Below are 20,213 nucleotides of genomic sequence, written 5' to 3' on the forward strand. Positions count from 1 at the left end.
TGGGGAGCCGGCAATGTGCCGGCTTCCTTTATTTTTAGCTGGGTATGGTGTTTGTCGTCAGGGAACAGGGCGCGCCGTATTCACTGATCCAATGAATGCTCCTGTTTTACAGGAGCGCGGAGAATGGTTTTCATGGAGGAGGAGGCGGCTTTTCGTGGATCGGACAAATAAACCTCATGATGATGCCCGTCCTGTACGTAATGATGCTGTTTCATGTAAGCATACATTTTCGCCAGCGTATCAGGCTCTGTGCTGTAGGGGCCGATATGCATGATTTGGACGCATAGTCCCTCATGGATCGTTTCCAATACCACTTGCTGAATGGGCTCCAGATGATTTTTCTTGGAGAAGGCTTTGTCCCGTGCGGAATCCACGATCTCCGAGGTGACAAACGCCGGCATCCGAATGAGCAGCTTCCAATGCCATTCCTCTTTCGGAACCTCCAAACCATACCGATCCGAGTTAACCCACCATTGCCCTTCAAGTTTAGGAACGGTAAAATCCTGAATCTCCGCCTTGCAATATCCCTTAACGCCATAGGCAACGGTATACAGCGCCTCGGTTGCATTCTCGAAAAGGGAGCTTTCGGGCGCGCCTTGACCTTCGAACGACAGATAGGGCAAGGGATCAAACTGCACGAGCACGGGGGTGTTCCCGGCTGTGTAATAGGCTTTATCGCTTTTGGCCAGATCGAGTTTAGAAAGCGGCATACATGAATCTCTCCTTTTTGGACATGATTTACGCCTATCATAAACCAGCTTCACTGACAGCATAGGAGTCAGGGAAGTTGTTGAAGGATCAGTCCTCGTAATATGCGGCCAGGTCTCGGGCCGTCTCGGAGAGAACAGTTCGCAGTTGCTGCGGCTCAAGTACTTTGACTCCTTTGCCAAAGGAAAGTAGCAGATAAGGCATATATTGCAGCATCCAATCCGGATGCATACGGAATTCGGCCTCATCGTCAGTGCTTCTTGCGACAAGATAAGGCTGCAGGAACCACTGGTTGCATAACGCGTCCAGAACCTCGGAGCGACCTTGAAGGCGAACGGTTACCAACGTCGGTTCCTTCGCCTTCGCCTTCGTATTCTGATCCTGATACTCATGAATATGGCTCATATAATCATGTACCGAGAAATGTTCCGGCATTTCAAATGTACGGCCTGTTACCGACAGGCTGTTCATCCGGTCTACCCGGAATACGCGGAGGGCCTCCCGTTGATGGCAATAGGCAATCAAATACCATTTGCCGAGCCGGTAGATCAGCCCATAGGGATCAATATGGCGCTCCTCCACGGAGCCGCTGAAGGACTTCGCATATTGAAGGACCAGGGTTTCGCGTCTGGCAATGGCTTGCTCTAACTCTCGCAATCTGGGGTGAAGCAAGGCACTCTGGGATGGCAGTGGGATGTGAATGCTGCCAACATGACGCCTCAAGTCTTCCAATTGAGATTCCTGAAGCCGGTGCTCAATCTTGGTTAGTGCCTTTTCAAGAGCATCCGTAAACGGATAGTCCGCTTGCCGGGCAAGTAGCGCACTGTGTTCCATGGCTTTAAGCTCGGTTAGTTCGAAGAACAGCGGCACGCTTAAAAAAGAATCGGGCAGCCTGAATCCCCCGCCATGTCCGGATTCGGATATGATAGGGACCCCGCTCATATCCAGCGTGTCGATGTATCGGTAGACCGTTCGGACACTTAGCTCAAGCCTCTCCGCCAATTGCTCGGCCGTCATTTTTTTATGGGATCGAAGCAGCCATAGTATGGATAACAGATAGTCCAGCTTAGCCATGGACAGCACTCGCTTTCTTCATGTTATTTCGGTTATATCCGGCTTAATGAAGCTATTATAACAATCCATGAGGGGGTATGATCAAGCGAATAAAACGAGGACTCCTGGTATAACAAATAACAAAACTTCAATATTGATATTGAATGATGGTTTGTTATAATGTGTTCAACAGAGAGGGGGCGTGAAGATGGGCAGTCGGGCGGACAATGTAAGTCCCGTTTCGGTGCTCATTGAACCTATGTCACATGACCAACCACTAACGAAAGAAGCCATATTGGACGCGGCCGAGCAGACGCTTCGGCGCTATGGTCCTGACAAAACCTCGGTTGTCGATGTTGCCAAGGCGCTTCAAGTCAGCCATGGATCCCTGTATCGGCATTTTCCCAGCAAGGCCGCTCTGAGAGAAGCCGTAACGGAACGGTGGCTGCAGCGGATTGCGGATCCGTTACAGAAGATTGCAGACGGAACGGAGGGCAGCGCCACCGATCGCTTGCGGTTATGGACGGATACCCTCATCCGGGCCAAACGGGCTTATGTCCTCGAGGATCCCGAGATGTTTGCTATGTATACGACCGTGACGCTGGAAGCCGTCAAGGTAATTGATACGCATGTAAAGCTGTTAATCGGACAGGTTGCCCAGATCATCGATCGAGGGATGCTTACTGGTGAATTTAAGCCGGGCCAGTCGGAGTCGGTGGCAAAAGCCTTTTTCATGGCAACGTCCCTGTTTCATCATCCGGTGCATGCTTCTCAGTGGACCTCGCAGGAGATTGAAGCCGATTTTGACTCGGTGTGGGCCATATTGTTATCCGGAATCGCGAAACAGTAAACGGGCGAGAATCATAGTTAGAGGGAACTAAGCAGGGGTAGAGGCGGCAGTTATGCATTTCCGAACAGCACTTCGGGAGCTGGTGCAGCGAGATCACCCATTACGTTAAAAAGATGCTATTCTTGGCGATTTGCATGAGATAGCGTCTTTTTTGTATATATATCATTACAAATGACAAAAATATAAAACTGTCACTTGTAATTTGTAATGTGCAGACATATAATCAAATTACAAAAAATGACGTACAGATCAGAGGATCCGTCTGATGAGATATTCGTGCACCTAATTCATATGCGGGAGGTTGTATCATGACAAAGAGTTTATCGGGCAAGGTAGCTATCGTAACGGGAGCATCAAGAGGCATCGGGCGTGAAATTGCGGAGAGACTTGCGGAGAACGGGGCTAAAGTGGTTGTAAACTATGCAAGCAGCCCGGCTAAAGCCGAGGAAGTGGTGAGCGCCATTAAGCAAAGCGGCGGCGAAGCCCGGGCCATTCAAGCTGATATTCGTCAGGTAGCAGCGATTGAACGACTGTTTGGTGAAACGATCGAGGCTTATGGCGGTATCGATATTCTCGTGAACAATGCCGGCATCATGACAACCAAGCCGGTTGCTGCCATGACGGAGGAAGATTTCGATCAGCAGTTTGCGATTAATGTGAAGGGGACTTATTTCGCGATCCAGCAGGCTTTTCACCATATGAATTCGGGCGGCCGTATCATCAATTTCTCGACGTCGGTGGTTGGGCAGATGTTCCTGGCTTACAGCGTATATGCAGGCACGAAAGGCGCTGTAGAGCAGTTTACGCGTCAGTTGGCCAAAGAATTCGGACCGAAAGGAATTACAATTAATGCAGTGGCGCCCGGACCGATCAATACGGAGCTGTTTACGATTGGCAAATCGGAGGAGCAGATCACGGGAATTGCAAACATGAATGCTTTCGGGCGTCTGGGAGAACCGGATGATGTTGCAGGAGCCGTCCTCTTTCTGGCCGGCCAAGAATCGAAATGGATCACAGGCCAAACGATCCGCGTGAACGGCGGCTTTGTGTAATACTTACCCCATCAATAATGCAAGAACAAAAAGGCACCGGGAGTCCGGTGCCTTTCGTTACGGATACGGTCGATCTGTTGTAGAGGATCCTACAACATGGAGTACAAGACTTCCCCTGAATGTGGGGGAAAGATCGCTATTCTCCGCAAACGCTCCTTAATCCAAGTCCTTCCACTTTAAGTCCAGCGTCGGAGGGGTGTAGCTATCCATGAGCTCGAGCAGCTTGAGCGGGTCATCGGAGAGGTTGATCAGGTTTAGGTGGGAGGCATTGGAGAAACCTTCCGTGATACTGTACTGAATCAGCTTCATAAACGGTTCATAATACTCCCGGACATTCAGCAGCCCGATCGGTTTCTGATGAATTCCGATTTGCGACCAGCACAATACCTCGAACAATTCCTCAAAGGTTCCAAAACCGCCCGGCATGGCGATAAACCCGTCGGACAGCTTCGCCATCGTCGCTTTGCGCTCATGCATATCCGCTACTTCAATGAGCTGGGTCAGCTCGGTATGTACAATCTCGCCTTTAAACAGTCCTCTCGGCATCACCCCGATAACTTCACCGCCATGCTGCAAAACGGCGTTAGCCACTTCACCCATCAATCCGATTTTGGAGCCGCCGTATACGAGCTTGTATTGGTTGTGGGCAATGTGTCTGCCGAGATCGGCAGCTTTCGCTTTATAGTCTGGATGTTCCCCCATGTTCGATCCTGCAAATACACATATGGATTTCAATTCGCACACTCCTTGACAAGATGTTGATATTTCATTCGTGTAATTATACTATATATAGTGATTTGTGTCATGGCGTCGATGAACGATATTGTTAATGATCATCAGATGGCACCTCTTATCTTATGGCATACATGTTAGCATTATCATGAGTTTGTTCTTGAATTGTGTAAAAAGTAAAGGTTTAGTCATCCCAGGGAATCGCGGAGGTAGTAGAAGTATGGATATGAATGAAGCGCAGCAATGGATTAAACAATTTTATGGAGAGCGAGGCTGGACCGAGTACGGCCCCTTTATTCGCGTTGGGTTTTTGATGGAAGAGACAGGGGAAACAGCGCGTGCCGTTCGCGCTTATGAGATCGGCAGGGACCGCCCCGACGAGGAGGTTCAATCCAGGGAACAGCTCAAGCAGGATTTGGTGGAGGAGATCGGCGACGTACTTGGAAACATTTCACTGTTGGCGGATCTTTATGGCATTTCGCTGGAAGAGGCGTTTATGGCCCATCAGCAGAAGCTGCAGAAGCGGTTTGGTTCTTAAATGAACGAAAGTCGGGTCCTTCTTATCATCAGATGATGACATGGCGGAGTCATTGAATGGCTGAATGGCAGCATACATAACCGGCTTGATAGCGCATCGCAGGAATTATGGCAGTAGCCAGAAAGCCGAAAGGATACGTCCGGGTTTAGAACTGTAAAAAGGCTGCAACCCAGGGTCCAATGGACGTTGGGGTGCAGCCTTATCATATTATATCATCTAATGAGCTTGAATTATGCTAGGATACCAGTACTTTGCGGAATTCCTGCGTCAGCAGCGGAACGATGTCGAACAGATCGCCGACGATGCCGTAATCGGCGACCTTGAAGATCGGTGCCTCAGGGTCTTTGTTGATGGCGATAATGACCCGCGATTGGCTCATGCCGGCCAGATGCTGGATGGCGCCGCTAATGCCGCAGGCAATATAGATCTCGGGCGTAACGACTTTGCCGGTCTGCCCGATCTGGAGCGCGTAATCGCAGTAGCCGGCATCACAGGCGCCACGCGATGCGCCGACGGCACCGCCGAGCAGGTCCGCGAGCTCCTCCAGCGGCTGGAAGCCTTCCGCGCTCTTCACGCCGCGCCCGCCAGAAATGACGATTTTGGCTTCCGAAAGGTCGATTTTTCCCGTGGTTTTGCGGACAACGTCCTTTACCACGGAGCGAAGGGAAGGGGCAGGGTAAGGGATGTCCTCAATGCTGGCGCTCGCGCCTTCAATGGCTTCCGCGGCAGGAATATTGTTCGGACGCACCGTGACTACCCACGGTCCGTTCTGGAAGACACGCTTCTCAAAAGCTTTACCCGCATAGAGCGGACGAGTGAACACCGCTTCTCCACCTTCCGTCTCGATCGCGGTTACGTCGGAAATTTGTCCGGCATTCAGGGAAGCGGCGACGAGCGGTGCTAAATCGCGGCCGATAGCTGTATGTCCGAAGAGTACGGCATCCGGCTTGGCCTGACCGATAACCGCTTCAATGGCGGCCATATAAGCTTCAGGATTATAATTTTCCAGATCATCATGCTCAACCGTATAGATCGTATCGGCACCATAGGCGTTCAGGGCCGATACAGCCTCCGTAATGTTGGAGCCCGCAACCAGAATGCGGATGCTGTCACCGTCACCTGCAATCAAGCGAGCCGCGCCAAGCGTTTCGAGAGCAACCTGACGCAGCTTCCCATCCCGGTTCTCGGCATACACTAATATCGTTTTGCTCATATCATAACCTCCTAGGATCCATTTGGGATTGAAGAGAAGAGATTTGACGATTTAACCAACCTGAGCAACTTAAGCGAATTCAGGGGATTTCCTCAGAAGCGCTGCTGCTCGGATTCGCGGAACGTATCAAGCGAAAAGCGTGCATGACGGACATCCCGTAAACCATACAATCAGAATACATAGGGAATGATGGCGCGGCTCTATGCCGGGTCCGTGTAACCGCATTCACTAGTACGAGTCAAAGGGGGATATTCGTACATTCGTACATTCGAATACCCGTTCATCAGATCACTTTCGACTGGGTGCGGAGCAAGGATACCAGCTCATGCGCCACTTCGGCGGGCTCGCCCTTCAGAATGCGTCCGGCGCTTCGCTCCGGCGGCAAGGACAGCTCGCTTTGCTTCGTTGCCGGCTGGATATCGACTTCCGATAATCCGAGATCATCCAGGGTCAACGTCTGAAATGGCTTTTTCTTAGCCTTCATGATGCCAGGCAGCGATGGATAGCGTGGTTCGTTCAAACCTTGTTGTGCCGTAAAGATCGCCGGGAGCTGAACCTCCAATACTTCAAGATCACCTTCGGCATCCCGGTGCACTTCAGCCGTGGTACCGTTCAGCGTAAGCTTGGTAATGGAGCCGGCATGCGAAATGCCGAGGAGGCTCGCCAGGCGAATGGCCACCTGACCCGAACCGCGGTCTACGGAGAAGTTGCCGCCAAGGATCAGATCCGGTCTTTCCTTGGACAAATACGCGTGCAGCACCTTGGATACCGCATATTCATCGTCCGGAATCCGCTCGTCGGAGATCAGCACGGCATCATCTGCACCCATCGCGAGGGCAGTGCGCAGGGCCTCTGCCGTACGATCCGGCCCGACGGACAAGAGTGTCACGCTGCCGCCGTGGTCATCCCGAAGCTTCACGGCTTCTTCCACCGCATATTCGTCATACGGATTGATGACAAATTTCACCCCATCCTCGGCAATCGATCCGTTCTCAATCGTAATTTTTTCCTCCGTGTCAAAGGTCTGTTTAAGCAATACCACAATCTTCATCGGTTAAACGCTCCCTTCAATATGAATATCAGCGGGACTTATTGTCCGCCGGAAACACCGTTCAGGAAAAAGCTAAGCGTCTCATCCGCCTGATCGGACAGAGAATACTTGCGGCCGGAGATCAGCCAAGAGGTCACCGCTTCGTCCATCGCGCCAAAAATCAGGTTGCGCACCAGCTTGACGTTCAGATCGGAACGGAATTTCTGTTCTTTGATGCCCTGTTCCAGAATATTCTCGATCAGCACAATATATGGCTTCAATGCGCTGCCGATTTCCTTGCGCAGCTCCAGATCGCTCTGCCGCAGCTCAATCTGCGTGACATAAGCAAGCTCAGGATTGCTCTCCAGCTCCGAAAAATGGATGCTGCACACCGTCCGCAGCGCTTCCACGGCATCCGTGGTTCCTTCCACGCTTTCGTGGAATTTGCCGACCAGCTCGCCAAGCTTCTCCTGGAACAGGCGGATCAGGATATCCTCCTTCCTCTTAAAGTACAAATAGATGGTGCCGTCAGCCACGCCGGCAGCTTTGGCGATCTTGGAAACCTGGGACCGGTGGTAGCCGTTCTCGGCGAATACTTTCAGGGCGCCCTGGAGAATAAGGTGGTATTTTTCATTTTTTTTACTTGTCATATGCTCACCCCGGTGTTAGAATACAGTTAAAATTATGAATGAATACTCATTCATTTCTTGTATCCATCATAAAATACGTTCATGTCGTTGTCAACGATGGGTTACGAAGAAGCGCGAAATGGATGAAGCAGATGGATCAGAGCAGCAGAATAAGGCGTTCATATCAGAGCAATAGACGGCAGTTCAACCGAAAGAAACAAGTCACTGGGTATCCGCAGGCAAGTACAGATGAGAGCGATGTACGGATGAAGAGATGCAGCCAGAAACGATGAAGTTCGGTTTAGAGTGGTCGGCACGGCACGATGTGGAGGTCTATTTTTGTTCCTCTAATGAAAGCGCTTCATATATGTCCGGCATGAACACATGACAAGAGGTTTCGAAAGGAGTGACAGGAGCTTCGCAAAATGGGACGCTGCACCAGACTATGAGAAGAAAGAAGGATTTTTAACGCAAGGGGCTGAGAGAGATGATTCTGACATTAATCAACGCGCTGCTCTTTGTCTTGATCACCGGTTGGGCGGTGTATATGTTCGCCACCGTGGTGTATCGCCGGTACCTGTATATCCGTTTGGGCAAGCCAGCGAATCTGAGGAAGGATCTGAAGGAACGCCTGAGCCAATTCGCCATCCAGGTATTCGGACAGAGCAAGCTGTTTAAGGATCGCAAGAGCGGTATCATGCATTTTATTGTGTTTTACGGATTTATCATTTTGCAGTTCGGTGCGCTCGACATCATCTGGAAGGGATTGTCCGGCCACAGCCTGCCGATTCCGGGGCACGCCGGCTTTATCCTCATGCAGGAGATTACAGTTGCGCTGATCCTGCTCGCTATCGGTTACGCGGCCTATCGCCGCTATGGCGAGAAGCTGAAACGGCTCAAGCGGGGCTGGAAGCCAAGCATTGTCGTGTTTTTCATCACCACGCTGATGGCTTCGGTGCTGCTGACGATGGCTTTTGAACGGCTCATGGAAGGACTGGCGTGGTCGGCCATGGCACCGATCTCCTCCAGCATTGCGGTCGTGTTTACCTGGATGCCGCCGGTGGCGGTTACGGTTTGCTATTACGCGTTCTGGTGGCTGCATCTGTTGATTCTGTTGTCGTTCCTCATCTATGTGCCGCAATCGAAGCATTTTCACCTCATTACGGCACCCATCAACATTCTGGTCCGCCGTACCGATCCCCCGAGCAAGCTCAGCAAGCTGGATTTGGAGGATGAAGAGGCCGAGGCATTCGGGGTAGGCAAGATTGAGGATTTCACGCAGAAGCAGATGCTCGATTTCTATGCCTGCGTTGAATGTGGAAGATGCACCAACGTATGCCCGGCCTCGAATACAGGCAAGCTGCTGTCGCCGATGCACATGATTGTGAAGTTAAGGGATCATCTCACGGAAAAAGGGGCTGCGCTCACCTCCAAATCGGCATGGATGCCAGCCTCTGTGTTTGGATCGCCGGGCGTTCACTCCATGGGCGCAACGGATCTGGCCCTTGTCGGCTGGAAGGGCGAGGGAATCACCGATATTGGCCCGACGATGGAGGTGCAGAAGCGCTCCTGGCATCAGGTTGAGGGCGTCAACCCGAAGGACATTCAATTGATCGGCGGCGTCATGACGGAAGAAGAGATTTGGGCATGCACGACCTGCCGCAACTGCGAGGATCAATGTCCGGTCGCGAATGAGCACGTCGACAAAATCGTGGATCTCCGGCGTCATCTCGTTCTGATGGAGGGCAGTGTTCCGCAGGAAGGCCAGCGGGCGATGCAAAACATCGAGCGACAAGGCAACCCATGGGGAATCAGTCGCGCGGACCGGAGCAAGTGGGTGAAGGAGGTTGATCCGGAAGGGACTTTGGATCTGAAAATTCCAACCGTGAAGGAAAATCCGGATTTCGACGTGCTGTTCTTTGTCGGCTCCATGGGCTCTTACGACAATCGGAGCCGCAAGATCACCAAGGCCTTTGTCCGGCTTATGAATGAAGCGGGCGTCAACTTCGCCATTCTCGGCAACGAGGAGAAGAATTCGGGCGATACGCCGCGCCGGATGGGCAATGAATTTCTGTTCCAGCAGCTGTGCACGGAGAACATCGAGACATTCAAGAAGTACGATGTGAAACGAATCGTGACGGCTTGTCCGCATACCTTCAATATTTTGAAGAATGAGTATCCGGAATTTGGGCTTGAAGCCGAGGTGATTCATCATACGGAGCTGCTGGACCAGCTGGTGAAGGAAGGGCGTCTTAAGCCCAAATACCGGGTTCAGGAGAAAATCACCTATCATGACTCCTGCTACCTGGGACGGTATAACGACGTGTATGATCAGCCGCGCAGCGTGCTTCGCGCCATTCCTGGCGTCGAGCTCCTGGAGATGGAGCGAAATCGCGAGAACGGGATGTGCTGCGGCGCCGGCGGCGGGCAGATGTGGATGGAGGAGGATGCGGGCAAGCGCGTGAATCTGGCGCGTACCGAGCAGGCGCTGGCTGTATCTCCGACGATGATCAGTTCAGCCTGTCCGTTCTGCCTGACGATGCTGGAGGACGGCACGAAGCTGAAGGAAGTGGAAGAAAGCGTAAAAACGCGAGATATCGCGGAAATCCTGGAGTTATCCGTATTCGGTCTATCCGAAATCCATGAACAGGAGGTCGTTGTGCAATGAGCAATACCATTACCAAGGAATCCGTCAGCGGTTCCGGTGTCGCAAGTCGAAACATAACCAAAGCCGCCGTGATCGGCTCTGGCGTCATGGGGTCGGGGATCGCCGCCCATCTCGCCAATGCCGGCATTCCCTGCCTGCTGCTCGACATCGTACCAGAATCCTTAACCGCCGAAGAGGAAAAAGCCGGATTGTCGCTGGATCATCCGAAGGTACGAAACCGGCTTGCGGCCAAAGCCATTGCCGCTCTGCCCAAATCAAGCACTGCTCCGCTGTATAGCGCCGATTTTGTGGGCCGGATCACCCCGGGCAATACCGAGGATCATCTGAGCCAGCTGAAGGACGTGGATTGGATCATTGAGGTGGTCACGGAGCGCCTGGAAATCAAGAAAAGCATCTTCAAGCAGATTGAGGGCGTGCGCAAGGAAGGATCAATCGTCAGCACGAATACCTCTGGCATTTCCGTTAATGCGATGGTCGAGGACTGCAGCGAGGAATTCCGCAGCCACTTCCTGGGAACCCATTTCTTCAATCCGCCGCGTCATATGAAGCTGCTGGAGATTATCCCGGGCTTTGATACGGATCCGGACATTACAAAGTTTATGGTTGATTTCTGCACGAAGCGCCTTGGTAAAGGGGTTGTGCTTGCGAAGGATACGCCGAATTTCATCTCGAACCGGATCGGCACCTACGGTCTTCTGGTCACATTGCAGGAGATGGTGAAAAACAGCTATACCGTGGAGGAAGTGGATGCGGCCACGGGACCCGTTCTGGGGCGTCCGAAGAGCGCCACCTTCCGTACCCTGGATTTGGTCGGCATCGATACCTTTGTTCATGTGGCCAGAAACGTGTACGACTCCGTGCCGGACGGGAACGAGAAGGACGTGTTCACGGTTCCCGATGTCATGAATGAGCTTGTCACCCGCGGCTGGATCGGTGAGAAGGGCGGCCAGGGATTCTATAAAAAAGTAAAGAGCGAGCAAGGCAGCAAAATTTTATCGCTCAACCTGTCCACGATGGAGTACAATCCGAGCGCCAAAGTGAGCTCCGCTTCCATCGAAGCCGCCAAAGCGGTGAAGGGAGCCAAGCGGAAGATCAAGGCATTCCTCGGTACGCAGGACCGTTACTCTGAACTGGCTTGGAATGTATTGAAGCAAGTGCTTGTCTATGCGGCCGACAAGCTCGGAGAGATCGCCGATTCCATTCAGGACATCGACAACGCGATGAAATGGGGCTTCAACTGGGAGCTCGGTCCATTCGAGACCTGGGATCTGATCGGACTGCCGGAATCCGTGCAGCGCATGGAAGCAGAAGGCATGACTGTCCCGGCTTGGGTGAAGGATTGGATTGCCGCTGGGAACAAGTCCTTTTATCAGCAGAAGGACGGCGAGGTGTTCCATTATTTCAAAGGCGAGTATAAGGGCGTAGAGGTTCAGCCTGAGCTGATCTCGCTGCAAGCACTCAAATCGCAAAACCGGATCATCCGTTCGAACACGGGGGCGAATCTGATCGATATTGGGGATGGTGTTGCGTGCCTTGAATTCACTTCGCCGAACAACGCGATTGGCGCCGATATTCTGGTCATGATTCAGCAGAGCGTGGAAGAGGTCAGGGCCAATTACCGCGGGCTGGTGCTGGCGAACGAAGGCCGCAACTTCTGCGTCGGCGCCAACCTGATGCTTATGCTGATGGAAGCGCAGAGCGGCGATTGGGATGAGGTGGATGACATCATCCGTCTGTTCCAAGGCAGCATGATGAAGCTGAAGGGGCTAGAGAAGCCGGTTGTGGCTGCGCCTCACCGGATGACGCTGGGCGGCGGCGTGGAAGCGTGCCTGCCGGCCGACCGGATCATTTTCTCGGCGGAGACCTATTTCGGTCTCGTAGAAACGGGGGTCGGCCTCATTCCGGCAGGCGGCGGCTGCAAGGAGCTGGCGCTCATGACCAGCAACCGTCATCCCGACAAGGAGAGCGACCTCCAGCCGGAAATTAACAAAATCTTCGAGATGGTGGCGATGGCGAAGGCATCGACCAGCGGACATGAAGCGATCCGCATGGGTTATGGTCGAAGCGGGGATACGGTGGTCATGAATCAGGACTACCGGATCTATGAAGCAAAGCAGGCGGTACTTGCGATGGACCGGGCAGGCTATGTTCCGCCGCAGCCGGGCAAAGCCCGCGTTGTCGGCCGCGACGGCCGGGCCGTGCTCCAGATGGGCGCCATCGACATGAAGCGAAGCGGTTATATCAGCGATCACGATCTGTTGATCGCGAAGAAGCTGGCGCACATCCTGACGGGCGGCGATGTTCCCGCGGGAACGGTGGTTAGCGAGCAGCATCTGCTCGACCTGGAGCGCGAAGCGTTCCTCAGCCTGCTCGGCGAGGTCAAAACCCAGCAGCGCATGCAGCATATGCTGGCGAAAGGCAAGCCGCTGCGGAATTAGGGCGATGAGTGCTTTAGAGCCAAGAAGTTCGCTATCGATCGCAACGTTCGATTCGCCAAATAGACGCTGCATACAGTACATGGTGGCAGGTTGTCCATGCTGGCGAAGTTTGATGATGGCGGCTCTTTAATCAGTTCCACCTGTTACGAATTCATTTCACGGCCGATTAGCGGCCCGCGCTATTATAAACGGTATTGGATCCAACCATTTCAAGTTGATGAGGTGAATGGCATGAGAGAAGCAGTCATAGTATCCCTTGCCCGCACTCCGGTGGGGAAGGCGAAGAAGGGCAGTTTTGCCCAGACGCGCGTAGAGGATCTCGGCAAAGCTGTACTGGAAGCCGTCATTGAGCGTGCACCTGGTCTGAAAAAAGAGGACGTTGAGGACATTATCCTCGGCTGCGCGATGCCGGAAGGCGAGCAAGGCCTGAATGTCGCGCGGATTATCTCGCTATATGCAGGATATCCCGTGACGGTACCCGCGCTGACCGTTAATCGCTTTTGTTCCTCGGGGCTTCAGGCGATCGCTTTTGCGGCAGAACGCATCATGCTTGGTCATGCCGAGGTCATCGTCGCCGGCGGCGTTGAGAGCATGAGCCATGTGCCGATGACCGGCTTCAAGCCGGCGCCGCATCCGACGATCGTGGAAGAGATGTCGGAGGTGTACATTGGCATGGGCCATACCGCGGAAGAGGTGGCCCGCCGCTTCGGCATTACCCGCGAGGCGCAGGATGCCTTCGCGGCTAGCAGTCACCGCAAGGCCGCGGCGGCCATCGCGGAAGGGAAGTTCCGGGACGAGATCGTTCCGGTGAACGTAACGCTGGCTGCGGCCGATGAGCAGGGCAAGGTGCGCAGCAAAACCTTTGCCTTCGATACGGATGAAGGGGTCCGGCCGGACACGACACCGGATGTGCTGGCCAAGTTGAAGCCGGCCTTTGCCCTCGGCGGCTCGGTTACCGCGGGCAACGCGTCGCAGACGAGTGACGGCGCGGCGGCGGTAGCCGTCATGAGCCGCGAGAAAGCGGAGCAGCTGGGCCTTACCCCGCTGGCTACCTTCAAGTCGTTTGCTCTGGCAGGCGTAGAGCCGGAAATTATGGGCGTCGGCCCCGTTGAAGCGATCCCGAAGGCGCTCCGCATGGCGGGCATCGAGCTGGATCAGGTCGATGTGTTCGAGATTAACGAAGCGTTCGCTTCGCAATGCCTCCACATCATCCGCGCGCTGGGTATCGACGAGAGTAAAGTCAACGTCAATGGCGGCGCCATTGCGCTCGGCCATCCGCTCGGCTGCACCGGCGCCAAACTGACCGTCAGCCTCGTCTCCGAGCTGGCCCGCCGCGGCGGCGGCTACGGTGTCGTGAGCATGTGCATCGGCGGCGGCATGGGCGCCGCGGGGGTGTTCGAGGTGCACGCCGCTGGGGCGTAAGGAGTAGATGGTGCAGAGTTACGCTACCTTCCAAGCACCTGGAGGGATATGGGGCGGGATTCTCGCATTAGTCTCTGCAGGTGCTCATTGTGGTTCGATTCGCGTTTGTCTTCAAGGGGCTCTGCAGCTCCCAACAAGGTGTTAGGAAAAGTTAGTTCAATAACGTTTCTGATAATAATCGGTCAACCAAATCTAGGTTCTTCAGTATCAAGTCTACTGGTCCTCTACTGATCTATGACCAGTCTATTTACTCTGAAGTAGTCTTAGTGTGGTGTCCGCTCCGCACACGGACCGGACACCGCACCACTCACTCCACCCACAGGGGAGTGCAATAATAGCCGATCGTAGGAGTTTGAACTAGGGGATTCACTAGTGTGCTCTAGCCCAGCGGAGAGGGCGGAATTGTACTGGAGAAGCGGCAGCGGTCGCCTTTGAGTTTGGATTTCTACTATGGATAGATTCATTCCTGGAAATCCAAACTCAACAGCGATCGGAAGTACAATCCGCACGCGGAGCGGACATTTGTGCACCTCCCTTAAGCATTACTGTATCTAGGGGTCAATCCAACAGATACCAACATAACACCAAGGCAGTCCTTGCACTCCAATATTCCACATTCCGAAAGGGGAAACCAATCATGAGCGATAACCAAACCAAAGAACCGAAAATTAAAGGCGGCAGCTTTGTCATCGATAATCCCGATATGCAGCGCATCCTGACACCGGAGGATTTCACGGAAGAGCACCGCATGATCGGCGAGACGGTGCGCGATTTTATCGACGGCGAAGTCGTACCGCATGATGAAGAGCTGGAGAAGCTGAATTATGAGATGACTGTAGACCTGCTTCGCAAGGCAGGCGAGCTGGGCCTGCTCGGGGCCGATGTGCCGGAGCCGTTCGGCGGGATCGGGCTGGATAAGGTCAGTTCCACGATTATTAATGAAGCGTTGGCGAAGGGATCGTCCTTTGCGCTCTCCTTCGGGGCTCATGTCGGGATCGGTACACTGCCGATCGTGTTCTTCGGCACCACCGAGCAGAAACAGAAGTACCTGCCGGATCTATCGACCGGCGCTAAAATCGCCGCTTATTGCTTGACGGAACCGACCTCCGGCTCGGATGCGCTGGGTGCCAAAACGACGGCACGCCTGTCGGATGACGGAGACTATTATATTTTGAACGGATCGAAGCTATATATAACTAACGCCGGATTTGCGGATATCTTTATCGTCTACGCCAAGATTGACGGGGAGCACTTCACCGCGTTCATTGTCGAGAAGGAGATGGAGGGCTTCACGCTCGGTCCGGAGGAGAAGAAGATGGGCATTAAGGGCTCGTCGACGCGTCCGCTCTTTTTCGAAGATGTGAAGGTGCCGAAGGAGAACCTGCTCGGCGAGATCGGCAAAGGCCACCGGATTGCCTTTAACATCCTGAACATCGGCAGGTATAAATTGGCAGCCGGTACGGTCGGTGCGGCGAAGGAATCGATCGAGCTGAGCGCGAAATATGCTAACACCCGTAAACAGTTCGATACGCCTATCTCGCAGTTCCCGCTCATGCGCAAGAAGCTGGCCGAGATGAACATCACCACCTTCGTGATGGAGAGCATGGTGTACCGTACGGCAGGACTGCTGGACGAAGCGATGCAGGACATCGATTACAACAGCGAGGATGCCGGAATCCACTCGGCTGCGGCCATTTCCGACTATGCCATCGAATGCTCGATCAACAAGGTGTTCTGTTCGGAAGGACTCGATAACGTGGCAGACGAGGCGGTACAGATTCACGGGGGCTATGGGTATATCCAAGAGTACAAGGTGGAACGCATCTATCGGGACTCCCGCATCAACCGTATCTTTGAAGGCACGAACGAGATCAACCGGCTCCTGATTCCGGGCACGCTCGTGAAGAAGGCCATGAAGGGTGAGATCGCGCTCCTGCAAAAAGCACAAGGTCTCCAAGATGAGCTGCTGCAGCTGGTACCTGGTCAAACCTTTGAAGGCACACTGGAACAGGAAGCGCACTTCCTGGAGATGAGCAAGAAGATTTTCCTCCTTGCAGGCGGTATGGCGGTACAGAAGTTCGGCACGAAGCTGGAGAAAGAGCAGGAGGCCTTGTCCAATCTGGCGGATATGATGATTGATATTTATGCTCTCGAGAGTGCGCTGCTGCGTACCCGCAAGCAAATCGAACGCACATCCGAGGAAAAAGCAGCCAGCATGATCGAGATGACGCAGGTATTTGCATACGAGGCGTTCCAGCGCATTGAAGCACTCGCGAAAGAGACGCTGGCCTCAGTGGAAACCGGGGATATGCTGCGGATGCAGCTGTCGGTGCTCAAAAAACTGACGCGTTGCACGCCGGTCGATACGGTGGCCCTCAAGCGCAGCATCGCAGCCCGCGTGGTCAAGAACGAGCGGTACACGGTGTAACACGCGTCAACGCCAATAAGATGCGTAAGTAACCGCAAAAGAGAGAGATTTTTCTTGGAGTAGGAAAGAAGGAGCATTCCTTAGGAAAGGGTTGGTTTTGTATGGATACAAAGCCTTGGCTGCCGTTTTATCCGCCCGAAGTAGCCCCCGCTTTTGATTATCCGAAACAGAATTTGGCATCATTTCTCGTGACGTCGGCACAGAAGTTTCCGAATCGGCCGGCCATGTATTTCATGGGCAAGACGATCAACTATAGAAGTCTGCTGGAGTCGTCCTATCGTATGGCGAACGCACTCCGCAGCAAAGGAATTAAGAAGGGCGACCGGGTAGCGATCATGCTGCCCAATTGCCCGCAGGTGGTGATCTCGTATTATGGCGTGCTGCTGGCCGGAGCCGTTGCCGTCATGACCAACCCGCTCTATATGGAGCGGGAAATTGCGCATCAGATGAAGGATTCCGGTGCCAAGATCATCATTACCATGGATATGTTTGTGTCCCGCGTTGAAAAAGTCATCGAGGAGACGGAACTGGAGCATATGATCGTCACGTCCGTGGCGGATTATCTGCCATTCCCCAAGAATCTCCTCTACCCGATCAAAGCCAAGAAGGAGGGCCCTCTTCCGGTAGTCAATTACGGGAGCCGCGTCCATGCCTTCAAAAAGCTGCTTGCGAGCTCACCGAATGACCCGATCTGCGAACCCGTGAAGGCGGAGAGGGATCTGGCCCTGCTCCAGTACACAGGCGGCACGACCGGCGTTCCCAAAGGCGTCATGCTGACGCATATGAATCTGATCGCCAACACCTTGCAGTCCGCGAACTGGTGCTTTCAGGTGGAGGATGGGAAGGAGCGCTATTTAGCGGTTTTGCCCTGTTTTCACGTGTTCGGACTGACCGTGCTGCTGAACCAGGCCATCTACCGTGCCGGCATGCTGATATTGGTACCGAAATTCGAAGTGACGATGATCCTGAACCTGATCAAAAAAATGAAGCCGACGCTCTTCCCGGGCGCACCGACCATGTATATCGCACTGATTAATCATCCCAAGATCAGGGAATATGACCTCTCTTCGATTAATGCTTGCGTCAGCGGCTCTGCCGGGCTTCCGGTTGAGGTGCAGGATAAGTTCGAGGAGCTGACTAAGGGCCGACTGATCGAAGGCTATGGCCTGACTGAAGCTTCCCCGGTTACTCATGTGAATCCAATCTGGGGAAGGCGCAAAATCGGCACCATCGGCGTACCTGTTCCGGATACGGATGCTAAGGTAGTCGATCCCGACACGGGCGAAGAAATGCCCATCGGGGAGCCTGGCGAGCTGATTGTAAAAGGACCGCAGGTGATGATGGGATACTGGAACCGGCCGGAGGAGACGTTCGACACGCTTCGCAACGGCTGGCTGTTCACAGGCGATATGGCAACGATGGACGAAGAGGGGTATTTTACGATCATCGACCGCAAGAAGGATATGATCATTGCAAGCGGTTTCAATATTTACCCTCGGGAGATCGAGGAAGTGCTGTATGAGCATCCTTCCGTCAAGGAAGCCGTTGTTGTCGGAACGAAGGACGATTATCGCGGCGAAACCGTTAGAGCTTATATCGTGCTGAAGGATGGCGCGTCTCCGGACCCTTCGGGCCTTGAGAAGTTTTGCCGCAGTCAGCTGGCCGCCTATAAGGTGCCACGCGAATACGTGTTCCGCGATTCGCTGCCGAAGACGATGGTAGGCAAGGTGCTGCGCCGCAAGCTGCTGGAGGAGGAAGAGGAAGGCAGAACGGGCTGAAGCGCAGAATAGTGGAGTAGGCACGTTAAGTGATTCATGTTATCCCGCTGGAATGGATACAGTACTAACGACGTCAGAAGAAAAAAGGAGGCGGCCTGATGAATCATACCAATGTCAATCCGGATACGAAGGCCGGGCAGCCGGAATTCGACCGGGAGGCGTACATTGAGGCCATGACCCGAGCGGCGGAGCCCACCTTCTGGGGATATCTCGGCTGCAAGCTTGCGTCTGCCAGCTCGGAGGCGGTTGTTGTGACGCTGGATGCCCAGCCACATCATATGAATATGATGGGCATCGTGCATGGCGGCGTACTCTCCTCATTGATGGATAACGCGATGGGCATTGCCGTCATGCTGGAGCGCCCCGGCGAATCAACGGTGACGAGCAATCTGAACGTGCATTTTGTCATGCCGGCCAGAGCGGGTCTCCTTACCGTAACGGCAAGCATCGTGCATCAGACGCACCGTTCGGTCACAACAGAATGCCGAATTGCGAACGAGAAGGGCGAGCTTGTGGCAATCAGCACAGGATCCTTCCGAGTGAAATAAAGCAGCCTTGGCTGCTATGAAACAGGTGGTCTGCCAACGCTGGAGGGGCAGGCCATTTATTTTTGGGTGAGCTGCAGCTACTTCAAAGGGAATACAGAAGAAAAAGGTGAATCACTTTGAGAATAAAATTAATCATCTCATTATTGACCTTATTATTCGTGTTCGGTATCTTTCTTCCATTCATTATTTACGACAGCAAATCTATCGAAACAAAGATTGTTGAACAGCTTACTATTCAAGATAATACGTTTAAAGAATTGGTTCATTATGACATGAAAAACAATAATATGTATGCCTTTTATATAAATACAGTATATAACACTTACCCTGGACTTGGATTAGGTGTATTAGAGAACAATAGAAAAATGAAAACGCACATAGTAGGAGGTATACCGATTGCTTCAAATAAAGGTTTTACATATGAAGTTGCTGAGTCCAAACAATTTAGCGTTGTTTACGGGACAATTACGAACCATCAAATAACAACAATAGAGGTAAATGGGCAAAAAGGTAATTATGTAAGAGAAGGCGATTTTGCTTTATGGTATTATATCTGGGAAGATCCTCCACTAAGCCTGTCAATTCAAGCTAAGGATCAGGCCGGTAAGGTTCTGTCAGACGAAAAATTGTTCTAACGATCCGGAATGCGCACTGATTGATTATAGGTGCCGTGACTTATAACCGAGGGTTGGGGTGATTCACCCCTAATCCTTGTCAGGTCGATAAAGCTGTGGTACAATAAAAATGCTGTTTTTCATGTAGAATCTAGAATGTCTCTTCAGATCATAAATTTAGATGTTTACATACGTAGGAGGTGGAAGTCATGGTTGTATTTTTTGAAGTGTTGCTTGTTATTTTCTCCATCGGGTTGATTACTGTCGTTCTTCTCCAAAAAGGGAAAAGTGCAGGTCTTGCCGGTGCCATCTCCGGCGGTGCGGAACATCTTTTTGGTAAAACAAAGGCTCGCGGTATGGATCTCGTACTGCAGCGTACAACGGTAGGTCTTGCAGCAGGATTTATGATTTTGGCCATCGTTGTTGCTATGTTGAAATAACAATTAACGTTACCCTCGCTTTTTCACTCTTGGAAGAGCGGGGGTTTTTTATTGCCTGAATTTCGGAATACA

Annotated in this window: 17 protein-coding genes; 11 read left to right on the forward strand and 6 right to left on the reverse strand. The window is 52.8% G+C overall.

Annotation, left to right across the window (positions count from 1 at the left end; genetic code table 11):
- Positions 1–80: 80 nt before the first annotated feature.
- On the reverse strand, positions 81–710 hold the full coding sequence (locus AC0VZ8_RS01445) for a GyrI-like domain-containing protein (protein ID WP_475485810.1): 630 nt from the start codon (positions 708–710) through the stop codon (positions 81–83).
- Between the two features lie 88 nt (positions 711–798).
- Positions 799–1,782, reverse strand: a complete 984-nt coding sequence (locus AC0VZ8_RS01450; protein WP_475485811.1) for a helix-turn-helix transcriptional regulator — start codon at positions 1,780–1,782, stop codon at positions 799–801.
- 187 nt (positions 1,783–1,969) lie between these two features.
- Here AC0VZ8_RS01450 and AC0VZ8_RS01455 point away from each other — a divergent pair, with 187 nt between their 5' ends.
- A complete protein-coding gene (locus AC0VZ8_RS01455; protein ID WP_233354710.1) occupies positions 1,970–2,611 on the forward strand; it encodes a TetR/AcrR family transcriptional regulator in 642 nt (213 codons plus the stop codon).
- A 308-nt stretch (positions 2,612–2,919) separates the two neighbouring features.
- The gene (locus AC0VZ8_RS01460) at positions 2,920–3,663 is read left to right on the forward strand and encodes an SDR family oxidoreductase (protein ID WP_475485812.1); all 744 of its coding nucleotides are present in this window, start codon (positions 2,920–2,922) and stop codon (positions 3,661–3,663) included.
- Between the two features lie 156 nt (positions 3,664–3,819).
- Here AC0VZ8_RS01460 and AC0VZ8_RS01465 read toward each other — a convergent pair whose 3' ends face one another.
- Complete coding sequence (locus AC0VZ8_RS01465; RefSeq protein WP_475485813.1) at positions 3,820–4,398, reverse strand: LOG family protein; 579 nt, start codon at positions 4,396–4,398, stop codon at positions 3,820–3,822.
- 217 nt (positions 4,399–4,615) lie between these two features.
- Between AC0VZ8_RS01465 and AC0VZ8_RS01470 the strand changes: the two genes are divergently transcribed.
- Positions 4,616–4,933, forward strand: coding sequence for a MazG nucleotide pyrophosphohydrolase domain-containing protein (locus AC0VZ8_RS01470; RefSeq protein ID WP_475485814.1), 318 nt, complete (start codon positions 4,616–4,618; stop codon positions 4,931–4,933).
- A gap of 235 nt (positions 4,934–5,168) precedes the next feature.
- Here AC0VZ8_RS01470 and AC0VZ8_RS01475 read toward each other — a convergent pair whose 3' ends face one another.
- From AC0VZ8_RS01475 to AC0VZ8_RS01485, 3 genes are all read right to left on the reverse strand, one after another.
- Positions 5,169–6,146 carry an electron transfer flavoprotein subunit alpha/FixB family protein gene (locus tag AC0VZ8_RS01475; protein WP_475485815.1) on the reverse strand — a complete coding sequence of 326 codons (978 nt, stop codon included), beginning with the start codon at positions 6,144–6,146 and terminating at the stop codon, positions 5,169–5,171.
- A 283-nt stretch (positions 6,147–6,429) separates the two neighbouring features.
- Positions 6,430–7,197 (reverse strand): electron transfer flavoprotein subunit beta/FixA family protein, encoded by a 768-nt coding sequence (locus AC0VZ8_RS01480; RefSeq protein WP_475485816.1) that lies wholly within the window; start codon positions 7,195–7,197, stop codon positions 6,430–6,432.
- Between the two features lie 38 nt (positions 7,198–7,235).
- Positions 7,236–7,826: a TetR/AcrR family transcriptional regulator gene (locus AC0VZ8_RS01485; RefSeq protein WP_100539665.1), complete on the reverse strand. Its 591-nt coding sequence runs from the start codon at positions 7,824–7,826 to the stop codon at positions 7,236–7,238.
- 466 nt (positions 7,827–8,292) lie between these two features.
- On the opposite strand from AC0VZ8_RS01485, the gene AC0VZ8_RS01490 reads away from it, so the two are divergent.
- The 8 genes from AC0VZ8_RS01490 (at position 8,293) to secG (ending at position 20,141) form a co-directional block, all read left to right on the forward strand.
- Complete coding sequence (locus AC0VZ8_RS01490; protein WP_475485817.1) at positions 8,293–10,473, forward strand: (Fe-S)-binding protein; 2,181 nt, start codon at positions 8,293–8,295, stop codon at positions 10,471–10,473.
- Positions 10,470–12,911 (forward strand): 3-hydroxyacyl-CoA dehydrogenase/enoyl-CoA hydratase family protein, encoded by a 2,442-nt coding sequence (locus AC0VZ8_RS01495; RefSeq protein ID WP_475485818.1) that lies wholly within the window; start codon positions 10,470–10,472, stop codon positions 12,909–12,911. The genes AC0VZ8_RS01490 and AC0VZ8_RS01495 overlap by 4 nt, the downstream gene beginning before the upstream one ends.
- A gap of 231 nt (positions 12,912–13,142) precedes the next feature.
- Positions 13,143–14,333 (forward strand): acetyl-CoA C-acyltransferase, encoded by a 1,191-nt coding sequence (locus tag AC0VZ8_RS01500; RefSeq protein ID WP_339221000.1) that lies wholly within the window; start codon positions 13,143–13,145, stop codon positions 14,331–14,333.
- Positions 14,334–14,970: 637 nt separating this feature from the next.
- The gene (locus AC0VZ8_RS01505) at positions 14,971–16,761 is read left to right on the forward strand and encodes an acyl-CoA dehydrogenase family protein (protein ID WP_475485819.1); all 1,791 of its coding nucleotides are present in this window, start codon (positions 14,971–14,973) and stop codon (positions 16,759–16,761) included.
- A 101-nt stretch (positions 16,762–16,862) separates the two neighbouring features.
- A complete protein-coding gene (locus AC0VZ8_RS01510; protein ID WP_475485820.1) occupies positions 16,863–18,539 on the forward strand; it encodes a long-chain-fatty-acid--CoA ligase in 1,677 nt (558 codons plus the stop codon).
- Positions 18,540–18,637: 98 nt separating this feature from the next.
- Positions 18,638–19,087, forward strand: a complete 450-nt coding sequence (locus tag AC0VZ8_RS01515; RefSeq protein ID WP_475485821.1) for a PaaI family thioesterase — start codon at positions 18,638–18,640, stop codon at positions 19,085–19,087.
- Positions 19,088–19,203: 116 nt separating this feature from the next.
- Positions 19,204–19,722 carry a hypothetical protein gene (locus AC0VZ8_RS01520; protein WP_475485822.1) on the forward strand — a complete coding sequence of 173 codons (519 nt, stop codon included), beginning with the start codon at positions 19,204–19,206 and terminating at the stop codon, positions 19,720–19,722.
- Positions 19,723–19,910: 188 nt separating this feature from the next.
- The gene (gene secG / locus AC0VZ8_RS01525; protein WP_009593367.1) at positions 19,911–20,141 is read left to right on the forward strand and encodes a preprotein translocase subunit SecG; all 231 of its coding nucleotides are present in this window, start codon (positions 19,911–19,913) and stop codon (positions 20,139–20,141) included.
- Positions 20,142–20,213: the final 72 nt, after the last annotated feature.

The sequence above is a fragment of the Paenibacillus sp. QJM3NY_38 genome, assembly GCF_056173265.1.